The organism is Variovorax sp. AC194 (assembly GCF_979257995.1).
Map to the genome: position 1 here is coordinate 3953788 of NZ_OZ409823.1, position 12377 is coordinate 3966164.

Genomic DNA, 12377 nt, shown 5'->3' on the forward strand with positions numbered 1-12377 from the left:
CTCCAGAACTTGGATGAAAACAATAAAAAACCGGTCGTGTGATCCGGGCGCGCAGACCTCGCAAGTTTCGCGCCGCAGACCAGCGGCACCCTCACGCCATTCCGACCTGCGGCGCAGTTTAGCCGAGGATTTATGCGCCGGAAGCTGGCGTAGACCCTGTGTTTTCGGAGAGTTCGGCGGCCATCGATTCGATCACCAGCGCGCGCAGAACGGCCTCGATTTCACCGCGCAGCCGCGGCACCATGTCGTCCAGTTGCTGCTGCACCGCGGCGGACACCGCATCGCTCAATCGCTCTTCCAGAGACAGGTCCACGCGCTGCAGCACGCGATGCAGAAGCTGCTCTTCGAGGCTCACGATTTCGGCCTGCGTGAGTTGCGCCGCGGGCGGCAATGCGACCGCGCTGGCCGCATCGGGTTGTGGCGCCGGCGCGTCGGCCGGCTCGGCGCTCGCGGGCTCCGCCGGGATCTCCAGCACCGTGGTCAGCGTGGGAACGAACCGGGGCGGCGTGCGCAGCGTGCTGGCCATCAGGAGGCGCTCCTTGCGAAGTCGTGCGGCTGGATCGTGTAGCCGCGGTCGGCGTAGTGGCGCCAGCGCGAGCGGCCGACCTGCCGGTCGTTGGCCTCGTCGCTCACGATGTCGATCAGGCGCTCGAAGCGCTCGAAACCGGCGGGCACTTCGAGGCCCAGGTTCACCAGCATCTCGCGGTGCGGCAGCGATGCCGCGTCGGCGCCTTCGGAAGAAAGAATCACCGGCGAGCGGGCCACCACGTGGGCCTGCGCGTCGCTCCTGCAATGCGCGACGAAGTCGACAGGCGACAGCTGCCAGAGCGCGGCGTCCACCGCGTCGAGCGCCTGTGCGTCGCCGACCACCACCACCCGCAGGCCGCGTGCATTCACGGCCTTGCGAACGAGCCGGCAAGCGTAGTTCAGCTTGTCGGGCGCGTTGAAGTGAAAGCCGATTTCCGTCACTTGGAGGACCGGGCCTTCCCGGGCGGCGCCGCCTTCGGTTCGGCCTTGGCCTTGGGCTTGGCTTGAGGTGAAGCCGAAGCAGTCTTGTCTGCCGCGCGTGTCGTCAGGTAGGACACCAGAAGCCCCACCGGCCGCCCCGTCGACCCCTTGGCCGCCCCGCTCTTCCACGCGGTGCCCGCGATGTCCAGGTGCGCCCATGCGTAGTCGGCGGCAAAGCGCTGCAGGAACTTGGCCGCGACGACCGCGCCACCGGCACGCCCGCCGATGTTGGCCACGTCGGCGAAGTTGCTCTTGAGGCCTTCGGCGTACTCGTCGTCCAGCGGCAGGCGCCAGCAGCGGTCCTGCGATTGCTCGCCCGCCGCCTGCAGGGCCGTGGCCAGCCTCTCGTCGCTCGCGAAGAGGCCGCTGCGCACGCCGCCCAGCGCGATCACGCAGGCGCCCGTGAGCGTGGCGACGTCGATCACCGCGGCCGGCTCGAAGCGCTTGGCATAGGTCAGCGCATCGCACAGGATGAGCCGACCTTCGGCGTCGGTGTTGAGCACCTCGATGGTCTGCCCGCTCATGCTGGTGACCACGTCGCCGGGCTTGACGGCCTTGCCGTCGTTCATGTTCTCGCACGAGGGAACGAGGCCGACCACGTTGATCGCCGGCTGGATCTCGCCCAGCGCGCGGAAGGTGCCCAGCACGCTCGCGGCGCCGCACATGTCGAACTTCATCTCGTCCATCTCGGCCGCGGGCTTGAGCGAAACGCCGCCCGTGTCGAAGGTGATGCCCTTGCCGACCAGCACCACGGGCGCCTGGTCCTTGGGCGCGCCCTGGTAGCGCAGCACGATGAAGCGCAGCGGCTCGGCCGAGCCCTGTGCCACCGCGGCGAAGGAGCCCATGCCCAGCTTCTCGACTTCTTTCGGCCCGAGCACTTCGCACTTGATGTTGGGAAGCTTGGCCAGCCCCTTGGCGGCTTCGGCCAGCAGCGTGGGTGTCGCGTAATTGGCGGGGCGGTTGCCCCACTCCTTGGCCAGCTCGATGCCCAGCACGGTGGCGCGGGCTTCGTCGAAGGCCTGGCTCGCACCGGTTGCGTCTGCAACGCCGAGCGTCAGGTGGCGGATGCTGCGCGCCTCGGCCTTCGGCTTGGTGGTGGTGTAGACATAGCTGGCATCGGCCGCGGCGGTGACCGCGCAGGCCACGGCAGCGCCATCGGCCGGCTGGGCGAACACGATGACGGCCCGCTTGGGCCGATGGGCCTTGGCGGCATTGACCGCCGCGATCACCCCGCTGCGCACCGACGCGGGCTTGCCGTCGCCGATGGCCGCGAGCACCACGCGGGAGGCCACGACGTCGTCGGGGCGGTAGAGTGCCAGGAGCTTGCCGGCCTTGTCGGGCAGGTCGCCGGCCTTGCGGGCGCTGGCGGCCAGCACGGAAAGCGCGTCCTTGGAGGTGATGGGAGCGCTGCCGACGAGCACGATGAGGACATCGGATTTTTCGGCTGCGGCCTGGGCGACGGTGAGGGGCTTGAGTTGAAAGTCCATAATCCTTTTTTTCCTCGAACGATGTTATTCCATTCTTCATTACGCAAGGAGCTGTCCCGCAGCTTCGGAGCGACCCTCGTGGTTCTGGTCACCATCGTGATGACCATGATGCTCATCCGTACCCTCGGCCTCGCGTCCAAGGGCAGTGTGAATCCGGCCGATGTCTTCATCGTGATGGCCTACACGGTGCTGGGCTACATGCCCACCATCCTCAGCCTGAGCCTGTTCATCGCCATCGTGGGCACGCTCTCGCGCATGTACCGCGACAGCGAAATGGTGATCTGGTTCTCCAGCGGCCGGGGGCTGACCGACTTCATCGAGCCGCTGTTCCGCTTCGCCTGGCCGGTGCTCATCCTGATCGCCGCCATGGCGCTGGTGGGCTGGCCCTGGGCCAACTCGCAGACCATCGGCATGCGCCAGCAGTACGAGCAGCGCGGCGACATCGAACGCGTCACGCCCGGCGAATTCCGTGAATCCTCGGGCCGCATGCGCGTCTTCTTCATCGACAAGGACACGCCGGACGGCGCCACCGCCACCAACGTCTTCATCTGGGCGATCGAGCGCGGCCTGCAGATCACCACCTCGGCACGCAGCGGCCGCGTCGAGAACGTGGGCGCCAACCAGTTCATCATGCTCAGCAACGGCCAGCGGCTGGAACGCCCGCTGCTGCCGACCTCGGGCCTGAAGATCAGCGAATTCAAGACCTACGGCACCCGCTCCGGCGGCAGCGCCGGTGCCGGGACCGACGCCACGCCGGCGCGCGCGCGCACCACCCTGGCGCTGCTGCGCGACCGCAGCACCGCGAGCCTGGGCGAACTGGGCTGGCGCATCGGCATGCTGCTGGCGGCCATCAACTTCGTGCTGCTGGCGCTGACCGTCTCCAGCGTCAACCCGCGCGTGGGACGCAGCGGCAACCTGCTGTTCGCGCTGTTCGCGTTCGTCATCTACTACAACCTGCTGAACCTCGGCCAGAGCTGGGTGAGTTCCGGCCGCTACGGCATGGGCACCTTCCTGCTGATGCTGCACGGCGGCGTGTTCCTCATCGGCACGGCGTGGCTGGTGCTGCGCAACAACAACTGGGGACAGCGCAAGACCCCCGCACATGCGACCGGCGGCAACGCACCGGCCCCGCAGCCCTCCAAGATCGACCCCACCTCGTGAAAACCATACGACGCCTGATCTACGTGGAGGCCCTGAAGTCGGTGGCCTTCGTGACGCTCGGCTTCCTGAGCCTGTTCTTCTTCTTCGACTTCGTCGACGAACTGCAGTCCGTGGGCAAGCCCGAGAGCCTCGCCTACGGGCCGATGCAGGCGCTGGCGTACGTGGCGCTGCTGGTCCCCAGCCACCTCTACGAGCTGCTGCCGATCACCGTGCTGATCGGCTGCATCTTCGTGATGGCGCGCCTCGCGCAAAGCTCCGAATACACGATCCTGCGCACCAGCGGCCTGGGGCCATGGCGCGCACTGCGCACGCTGCTGCTGCTGGGCCTTGGGTTCGTCATCCTCACCTTCGCGGTGGGCGACTACATCGCGCCGCTGTCCGGACGCACCGGCCAGTTGCTCAAGTCCAAATACCAGGCGCCCTACACGCTGGTGGGCAACACCGGCGCCTGGCTCAAGGAGAAGCGCGACAACGTGTCCTATGCGGTCAACGTGCTGTCGATCTCGCGCGACGGCACGCTCAAGAACGCGCGCATCTTCGAGTTCGACGCCAACGGCTACGTGAGCAAGCAGCTGGTGGCCAAGTCCGCGCGCATCCTGGACGGGCATTGGGCACTCGCGGACATCGAGAAGCAGGACTACGACACGCGCAGCGCCGCCGACAAGGCCCGCATCGTCACCACCGAAATCCCGCAGATGGACTGGCCCACGTCGCTCACCGCCGAAATGGTCTCGGTGGCGCTGCTGCGGCCGGACCGCATGAGCACCATCGACCTGTTCGACTACATCCGCCACCTGGATGCCAACGGCCAGACCGCGCAGCGCTACGAGATCGAGTTCTGGCGCAAGGTGTTCTATCCGCTGTCGTGCCTGGTGATGGTGGTGCTCGCCCTGCCCTTCGCCTACCTGCACTTTCGCCAGGCCGGCATCACGACCTACGTGTTCGGCGGCGTGATGATCGGCATCAGCTTCTTCCTGCTGAACAACGTGTTCGGGTACCTGGGCAACCTCAGCAATTGGTCGCCCTGGCTCACGGCGGCGGCGCCGGGAATGATCTATTCGGTGATGTCGTTGACGGCCTTCAGCTGGCTGGTGCTTCGAAGATGACCGGGACGCTGGCATCGCGGGGCACCGTCCTGCTGGCCCACGGCTCCCGCGACGAGCGCTGGCGCGAACCCATCGAGGCCGTGACCGCGCGGGTGGTCCAAGACGACCCGACCGCGCGCGTCGTGTGCGCGTACATGGAGTTGGCCACGCCGGACCTGCTATCGGCCGCAGCCGGCCTGATCGCCGATGGCGCCACCGCCATCCGCGTCGTTCCGCTGTTCCTCGGCATGGGCAAACATGCCCGCGAAGACCTGCCCGTGCAGCTCGACGCGCTCCGCAAGACCTGGCCGCAGGTCGATTTCTCCCTCGCCCGCATCGTCGGCGAGGAGCCTGAGCTGGTCGAGTTGCTGGCGAGAATTGCGGTCAAATCCTGAGACCCGGCAATTTCGATAGATTGCGAAGGCATAATGAATTCCGCAATAAGACGGAATTTGATATGAATCTGCACCAATTCAAGTTTGTTCAGGAAGCCGTGCGGCGCAACCTGAACCTTACCGAGGCGGCCAAGGCGCTCCACACCTCGCAGCCGGGTGTCTCCAAAGCCATCATCGAACTCGAAGAAGAGCTGGGCGTCGAAATCTTCGCGCGCCACGGCAAGCGCTTGAAACGCGTGACCGAGCCGGGCCAGCATGTCATCGCCAGCATCGAACTCATCATGCGCGAGGTCGGCAACCTGAAGCGCATCGGCGAGCAGTTCAGCGCGCAGGACAGCGGCACCCTCTCCATCGCCACCACCCACACCCAGGCGCGCTACGTGCTGCCGGTGCCCGTGGCCAATTTGCGCGAGGCCTATCCGAAGGTCAATGTGAGCCTGCACCAGGGCTCGCCCGACCAGGTGGCGCGCATGGTGATCGACGAGATCGCCGAGATCGGCATCGCCACCGAATCGCTGGACGGCTACGCCGAGCTCGTGACCCTGCCCTGCTACGAATGGCAGCACGTGCTGGTGCTGCCCAAGGACCATCCGCTGGCGGCCAAGGAGCGCATTTCGCTCGAGGACCTGGCGAGCGAGCCGATCATCACCTACCACCCGTCGTTCACCGGCCGCACGCGCATCGACCACGCCTTCGCGCAAAAGAAACTCGCGCCGCGCATCGCGCTCGAGGCGATCGACTCCGACGTGATCAAGACCTACGTGCGCCTGGGCCTGGGCGTGGGCATCGTGGCCGAGATGGCAGTGCGCGACGAGTCGAACGCCGATCTCGTGGTCCGCCCGATGGGCCATGTGTTCGGCCAGAATATTGCCCGTGTCGCGTTCAAGCGGAGCGCCTACCTGCGCAACTTCGTCTTCAAGTTCGCCGAGCTGCTGTCCGACCGGCTCGACCGCAACCTGATCGCCAAGGCCTTGAGCGGCCATCAACAAGACTACGAACTATGAGTACTGTGCTTTCCCCACGCACGCCCGAGATCACGACGAAGCTGCCGGCCGTCGGCACCACCATCTTCACGGTCATGTCGGCGTTGGCCGCCGAGAAGAACGCGGTCAATCTCGGGCAGGGCTTTCCGGATTTCCACTGCGATCCGAAGCTGCTCGAAGACGTGACGGCCGCGATGGCCGCGGGCCACAACCAGTACCCGCCGATGCCGGGCATCCCGGCGCTGCGCGAGGCCATCGCCGCCAAGATTTCCGCGCTCTACGGCCACAGCTACAGCGCCGCCACCGAGATCACCGTCACCGCGGGCGCAACGCAGGCCATCATCACCGCCATCCTGGCCATCGTGCGGCCCGGCGACGAAGTGATCGTGCTGGAGCCCTGCTACGACAGCTACGTGCCCAACATCGATCTGGCAGGCGGCAGCGTGGTGCGCGTGCCGCTCGTGCCCGGCACCTTCCGCCCCGACTTCGACAAGATCGCCGCCGCGCTCAGCCCGCGCACGCGCGCGATCATCATCAACACGCCGCACAACCCGAGCGCCACCGTCTGGACCGCGGACGAGATGCGCAAGCTCCAAGAGTTGCTCGCCCCCACCGACGTGTTCGTGATCGCCGACGAGGTCTACGAGCACATGGTGTTCGATGCGGCGCGCCACGAAAGCGTGGCCCGCTTCCCGGGTCTGGCGGCGCGCAGCTTCATCGTCAGCAGCTTCGGCAAGACCTACCACGTGACCGGCTGGAAGGTCGGCTACGTGGCCGCGCCCGCGCCGCTGATGGCCGAGTTCCGCAAGGTGCACCAGTTCAACGTGTTCACCGTCAACACGCCGATGCAGCATGCGCTCGCGCAGTACATGGCCGAGCCCAAGCCCTACGTCGAGCTGCCGGCCTTCTACCAGCGCAAGCGCGACCTGTTCGCCGCGGGCCTGGCCGAGAAGACGCGCTTCAGGCTCTTGCGCAGCGAAGGCAGCTACTTCCAGTGCGTGGACATCTCGGCCGTGAGCGATCTCTCCGAAGCCGACTTCTGCCTGTGGCTCACCGGCGAAATCGGCGTGGCAGCGATTCCGCTGTCGGCGTTCTACGGCAACGGCTTCGACCAGCGCGTGGTGCGCTTCTGCTTCGCCAAGAAGGACGAGACGCTTCTCGCGGCGCTGGACCGGCTCGCGAAGCTCTGACGACGGCCGCCAGGACCCGGGTGCCGCGATGACGATGAACCGGCCGCGCTGGATCCTCCTGGTCCTGGGCCTCTCGTTCCTCGTGGTGGGCGTGGCCGACGCCTTCATGCCGCCCGTGCGCGGCAAGGACTACACCGTGCTCGACGTAGCGCACGCATTCCTGATCTCGGCGCTTTGCTACACGTGGTGCCGGGCCGAGGGCCTCGCGCGCGGCGTGATCCCGCCGGGCCGCTCGGCGCTGTGGGCCGGGGTCTTTCCGCTGCTGGGCATTCCGGTCTATTTCTTTCGCACGCGCTCGTGGCGACGCGCGTTGCTGTCCACGTTGGGAGCGGTGGGTTTCCTGGCCGTGGGCCTGGTGCTCGCGGCCGTCGGCACCCTGTTGACCGAGTTGACGCGAAGCTGAAGGCCATCCGAATGAAGTCCGCCAACATCGTCAAGCTCGTCTTCGGCCTCGTCGGCGTGCTGATGCTCGCCGGCGCGTGGCTGCTGTACCAGAACACCGCGAAGTTCATCGCCTCGGCTGGCAGGGCGCAAGGCGAGGTGATCGAGCTGCTGCGCGTGGAGAGTTCGCGCCGCAACAGCTCGGACACCTGGCGTCCGCTGGTGCATTTCAAGGGGCCGTCCGGCGAAACCATCGAGTTCGCGCCGTCGAGCAGCAGCAGCCCGCCCGCCTACGACAAGGGAGAGGTCGTGGGCGTGTTCTTCGACCCCGCCGATCCGAAGGATGCCCGGCTCGACGGCTTCTTCGACCTCTGGGGCGGCGCGACCATCGTCGGCGGGTTGGGTACCGTGTTCCTGGCGTTCGCCGTGGGCATGCACTTCCTGCTCTCCGACGAGGCAGGCGCCAGGCGCCGACGTCCACGGTAGGACTGTCCTGACCGCCGAAGGGGCGGCTCTCCGGCGCTTCGCGCGCCCCGGGACGATGAGCATCAAGGCTCGTTACAACAAACGTCCCAGGAGAAAACCATGTCCCTCTCGTTCATTCTGCTCATCGTCCTGATCCTGATACTGATCGGCGCGCTGCCGAGCTGGGGTTACAGCCGCTCCTGGGGCTACGGGCCAAGCGGTGGCGTCGGCCTGATCGTGCTGATCGTCGTCATCCTGGTGCTGATGGGCCGCATATAGCACCCACCCCTCAATGAAAAAAGCCCGCCTCGCCGCGGGCTTTTTTCATGCCTGCAGCTGGGCCCAGGCCTTGTCCAGCCGCTTGACGCTCACGGGCTGCGGCGTGCGCAGTTCCTGCGCGAAGAAGCTCACGCGAAGCTCTTCGAGCAGCCAGCGGAATTCGAGCATGCGATCGTCCACCACGCCCTTGCGCTCGGCCACCAAGCGCCAGTAGCGCTGCTCCTGCGGGCGCAATTCGGCCAGCTTGGCGGTGTCGCGCGCGGGGTCGGCGCGCAGCTTGTCCAGGCGCAGCACGATGGCCTTCAGGTAGCGCGCGAAGTGCTGCAGCTGCGTCCACGGCGAGTCGGCGATGAAGCGTTTGCCGACGAGTTTCTGCAGCTGCTGTCCAGCGTCCTGCACCGCCTCGGGCTGGATCTTGGTGTCCTTGATCTTGCGTGCGGCAGCGGCGTATTCGACGAGGATGGTGGACGCAAGGCGCGCCACCTCGTTCGCGATCAGCGTGAGCCGCCCTCGCCCCTCTTCCAGCCGGCGCTTGAAGGCGAACTCGTCGGTGGGCAGCGGCTCTTGAAGGAACGCGCGGTCGATCGCCACGTCGATGATCTGCGCGCGCAGTTCCTCGGAGGTGCCCAGCGGCATGTAGGCCACGGCCATCTTCTGCAGGTCGGGGATGTTCTTCTCGAGGTACTTGAGCGCGTCCTTCAGCTGCAGCGCGAACAGGCGGCGCAGGCCCGCGCGGTGCTTGGCGGCTGCGACGGCGGGCTCGTCGAACACCTCGATCGTCACCGCGTCGCCTTCGTCGCGCAGCGCGGGAAAGCCGATGAGCGATTGCGCGCCGCGGCGCACTTCCATCAGCTCCGGCAGTTCGCCGAAGGTCCAGGCCGTGTAGCGCTGGCCCGCGGGCAAAGCGGGTGTCGCCTTTTCGGGCGCCGCGCTTTTCGCGGGCGCCTTGCCTTCATCGACGGCAGAGGCTTTGGGCGCCGGCGACGCTTTCACGTTGAGCCCCGCGAGCGCCTGGAAGGCCCCGCGTGCCTGCGCACCCAGCTCCGCCTTCAGCGCGCCGAGGTTGCGCCCCATGCCCAACTGGCGGCCATGCTCGTCGACGATGCGCAGGTTCATGAACAGGTGCGGCGCCAGCATGTCGAGCTTGAAATCGGCGCGCTTCACGTCGATGCTGGTCATGTCGCGCACGCGCTTGAGCAGCACGTCGGTGAGCGAGCCGCTGCCGAACAGCTCGGGCACCGAGAGCGCCTCGGCCAGCTTCGCCGCCGATTCGGGCAGCGGCACCAGCCGCGAGCGCGGGCGCTGCGGCAGGCTCTTGAGCAGCGCCTGGATCTTGTCCTTGAGCATGCCGGTCACCAGCCACTCGCAGCGCTCCTCGCTCACCTGGTTGAGCACGAAGAGCGGCACGCTGACCGTGAGGCCGTCCTTCGCGTCGCCGGGTTCGTGCAGGTACGCCGCCGCGCAATCGACGCCGCCGAGCCTGAGCGTCGGCGGGAACGACTGCGTCGTGATGCCGGCCGCCTGGTGGCGCATCAGCTCCTCGCGCGTGAGGTACAGCAGGCGCGGCTGTTCCCTGGACGCGTGGCGGTACCAGTTCTCGAAGCTGATGCCGCTCGCCACGTCGGCGGGCAGCTGCGCGTCGTAGAACGCGAAGATCAGTTCCTCATCGACCAGCACGTCCTGCCGGCGTGCCTTGTGCTCCAGCCCCTCGACTTCGCGCACCAGCTTGCGGTTGGCCGTGAGGAACGGAAACTTGCTTTCCCACTGGCCGGCGACCAGCGCTTCGCGGATGAAGATCTCGCGCGCGGCAACCGGATCGACCTTGGTGAAATCGACGCGCCGCCCGCTGTACACCACGAGGCCGTAGAGCGTCGCGCGCTCCAGCGCCGAGACCTGCGCGCCCTTCTTCTCCCAATGCGGATCGAGCAGCTGCTTCTTCAGCAGATGCCCCGCCACCTGTTCGAGCCACTGCGGCTCGATGTTCGCGATGCCGCGGCCGAAGAGGCGCGTGGTCTCGACCAGTTCGGCCGCGACGATCCAGCGGCCGGGCTTCTTCTTCAGGTGCGCGCCCGGGTGCTTGTAGAACTTGATGCCGCGCGCGCCGAGGTACGCCTCGTCGTCTTCGAGCTTCCAGCCGACGTTGCCCAGGAGGCCCGCGAGCATCGACAGGTGCAGCGGCTCGTAGCCGGCCGGCTCGGCGTTGATGCGCCACTTGTGCTCGGTGACGACCGTGAGCAGCTGCGAGTGGATGTCGCGCCACTCGCGCACGCGGCGGATGTTGATGAAGTTCTGGCGCAGCAGTTGCTCGTACTGGCGGTTGCTCAGCTTGTGGGTGTCGCCATGACCGCCGCGCGCGTCGGCGATCCATTTCCACAGGCGCAGGTAGCCGCTGAATTCGCTCTTCTCGTCGTCGAACTTCGAATGCGCCTGGTCGGCCTGCTGCTGCGCTTCCATCGGGCGGTCGCGCACGTCCTGCACGCTGAGGGCCGAGGCGATGACCAGCACTTCTTCGAGCGCACCGCGCGTGCGGGCCTCCAGGATCATCCGGCCCACGCGCGGGTCCAGCGGCAGCTTGGCGAGCTCGCCGCCGGTGGCGGTGAGCTCGTTCGCATCGTCGACCGCGCCGAGTTCGTTGAGCAACTGGTAGCCGTCGGCGATCGCGCGTGGCGACGGCGCTTCGAGGAACGGAAAACGCGCCACGTCGCCCAGGCGCAACGACTTCATCCTCAGGATCACGCCCGCGAGCGAGGAGCGCAGGATTTCCGGATCGGTGAAACGCGGACGGCCGTCGAAATCCTTCTCGTCGTAGAGCCGGATGCAGATGCCGTTGGCCACGCGGCCGCAACGGCCCGCGCGCTGGTTGGCCGCGGCCTGGCTGATCGGCTCGACCAGCAACTGCTCGACCTTGCTGCGGAAGCTGTAGCGCTTGACGCGCGCCGTGCCGGTATCGATCACGTAGCGGGTGCCCGGCACCGTGAGCGAGGTCTCGGCCACGTTGGTGGCGAGCACGATGCGCCGGCCCGTGTGGCTGTCGAAGATGCGGTCCTGCTCGGGGCCCGAGAGCCGCGCGAACAGCGGCAGCACCTCGGCATTGCGAAACAGCGGCTGGTGGCTCAGGTGGCGGCGCAGATGGTCGGCGGCCTCGCGGATCTCGCGCTCGCCGGGCAGGAAGACGAGGATGTCGCCCGCGTTGTGCGGATCGCGCCAGAGCTCGTCGACACCGTCTGCGATCGCGTCGTTCAGGTCGTGCTCGCGCGACTCCTCGAAGGGACGGTAGCGCTGCTCGACCGGGAAGGTGCGGCCCGAGACATAGATGATCGGCGCCGGTCCCTTGGCCGAGGCGAAGTGCTGCGCGAAGCGGTCGGCATCGATGGTCGCCGAGGTCACGATCACCTTCAGGTCGGGACGGCGCGGGAGGATCTCGCGCAGGTAGCCGAGCAGGAAGTCGATGTTCAGCGAGCGCTCGTGGGCCTCGTCGATGATGAGCGTGTCGTAGGCCTTGAGCAGCGGATCGGTCTGCGTCTCGGCCAGCAGGATGCCGTCGGTCATGAGCTTGACCGAGGCGTCGCGGCTCAGGCGATCCTGAAAGCGCACCTTGAAGCCGACCACGTCGCCCAGCGGCGTCTTCAGCTCTTCGGCGATGCGCTTGGCCACGGAGCTTGCGGCAATGCGTCGCGGCTGCGTGTGGCCGATGAGCCGGCCCTTGCCCGGCTCCGCGTTGATCTTGCCGCGGCCGAGCGCGAGCGCGATCTTGGGCAACTGCGTGGTCTTGCCAGAGCCGGTTTCGCCGCACACGATCACGACCTGGTTCGCCTGGATGGCGGCCATGATCTCATCGCGCCGGCCGGAGACGGGAAGCGATTCGGGGAACTCGATGCGCAAGGGGGCGGAGGGTGTCGTGGTCGTCAAGGGAGAGCAGTCGTCGTCGGCACGCGGCGGGCAA

At 67.2% G+C, this 12377-nt stretch carries 12 protein-coding genes; 8 read left to right on the top strand and 4 right to left on the bottom strand.

From position 1 onward, the window contains the following. Positions 1 to 130 precede the first annotated feature (130 nt). From ACZYRS_RS18825 to ACZYRS_RS18835, 3 genes are read right to left on the bottom strand one after another with little or no spacing between them, the layout of a single operon-like run. Positions 131 to 526, bottom strand: coding sequence for a hypothetical protein (locus ACZYRS_RS18825; RefSeq protein ID WP_198784030.1), 396 nt, complete (start codon positions 524 to 526; stop codon positions 131 to 133). Continuing rightward, a complete protein-coding gene (locus ACZYRS_RS18830) occupies positions 526 to 969 on the bottom strand; it encodes a DNA polymerase III subunit chi (protein ID WP_463420474.1) in 444 nt (147 codons plus the stop codon). Before ACZYRS_RS18830 ends, ACZYRS_RS18825 begins: the two co-directional genes overlap by 1 nt. Continuing rightward, the gene (locus ACZYRS_RS18835; protein WP_463420475.1) at positions 966 to 2495 is read right to left on the bottom strand and encodes a leucyl aminopeptidase; all 1530 of its coding nucleotides are present in this window, start codon (positions 2493 to 2495) and stop codon (positions 966 to 968) included. Before ACZYRS_RS18835 ends, ACZYRS_RS18830 begins: the two co-directional genes overlap by 4 nt. A 21-nt stretch (positions 2496 to 2516) precedes the next feature. Between ACZYRS_RS18835 and lptF the strand changes: the two genes are divergently transcribed. From lptF to ACZYRS_RS18875, 8 genes are all read left to right on the top strand, one after another. After that, positions 2517 to 3656, top strand: a complete 1140-nt coding sequence (gene lptF / locus ACZYRS_RS18840) for an LPS export ABC transporter permease LptF (protein WP_463420476.1) — start codon at positions 2517 to 2519, stop codon at positions 3654 to 3656. Beyond that, entirely contained in the window at positions 3653 to 4762 is a 1110-nt protein-coding gene (gene lptG, locus ACZYRS_RS18845; protein ID WP_198784034.1) for an LPS export ABC transporter permease LptG, read from the top strand. Before lptF ends, lptG begins: the two co-directional genes overlap by 4 nt. Further along, positions 4759 to 5136 (top strand): sirohydrochlorin chelatase, encoded by a 378-nt coding sequence (locus ACZYRS_RS18850; RefSeq protein ID WP_463420477.1) that lies wholly within the window; start codon positions 4759 to 4761, stop codon positions 5134 to 5136. The genes lptG and ACZYRS_RS18850 overlap by 4 nt, the downstream gene beginning before the upstream one ends. 62 nt (positions 5137 to 5198) lie before the next feature. After that, positions 5199 to 6140, top strand: coding sequence for a CysB family HTH-type transcriptional regulator (locus tag ACZYRS_RS18855; protein WP_198784036.1), 942 nt, complete (start codon positions 5199 to 5201; stop codon positions 6138 to 6140). After that, complete coding sequence (locus ACZYRS_RS18860; RefSeq protein ID WP_463420478.1) at positions 6137 to 7309, top strand: pyridoxal phosphate-dependent aminotransferase; 1173 nt, start codon at positions 6137 to 6139, stop codon at positions 7307 to 7309. The genes ACZYRS_RS18855 and ACZYRS_RS18860 overlap by 4 nt, the downstream gene beginning before the upstream one ends. 28 nt (positions 7310 to 7337) lie before the next feature. Next, the gene (locus ACZYRS_RS18865) at positions 7338 to 7712 is read left to right on the top strand and encodes a rard protein (protein ID WP_463420479.1); all 375 of its coding nucleotides are present in this window, start codon (positions 7338 to 7340) and stop codon (positions 7710 to 7712) included. Between the two features lie 11 nt (positions 7713 to 7723). Continuing rightward, the gene (locus ACZYRS_RS18870) at positions 7724 to 8176 is read left to right on the top strand and encodes a DUF3592 domain-containing protein (RefSeq protein ID WP_463420480.1); all 453 of its coding nucleotides are present in this window, start codon (positions 7724 to 7726) and stop codon (positions 8174 to 8176) included. A gap of 99 nt (positions 8177 to 8275) precedes the next feature. Continuing rightward, positions 8276 to 8434 (top strand): DUF3309 family protein, encoded by a 159-nt coding sequence (locus tag ACZYRS_RS18875; RefSeq protein WP_013541242.1) that lies wholly within the window; start codon positions 8276 to 8278, stop codon positions 8432 to 8434. A 45-nt stretch (positions 8435 to 8479) separates the two neighbouring features. On the opposite strand, the gene hrpA is transcribed toward ACZYRS_RS18875, so the two are convergent. Continuing rightward, entirely contained in the window at positions 8480 to 12343 is a 3864-nt protein-coding gene (hrpA, locus tag ACZYRS_RS18880) for an ATP-dependent RNA helicase HrpA (protein ID WP_463420481.1), read from the bottom strand. Positions 12344 to 12377 lie beyond the last annotated feature (34 nt).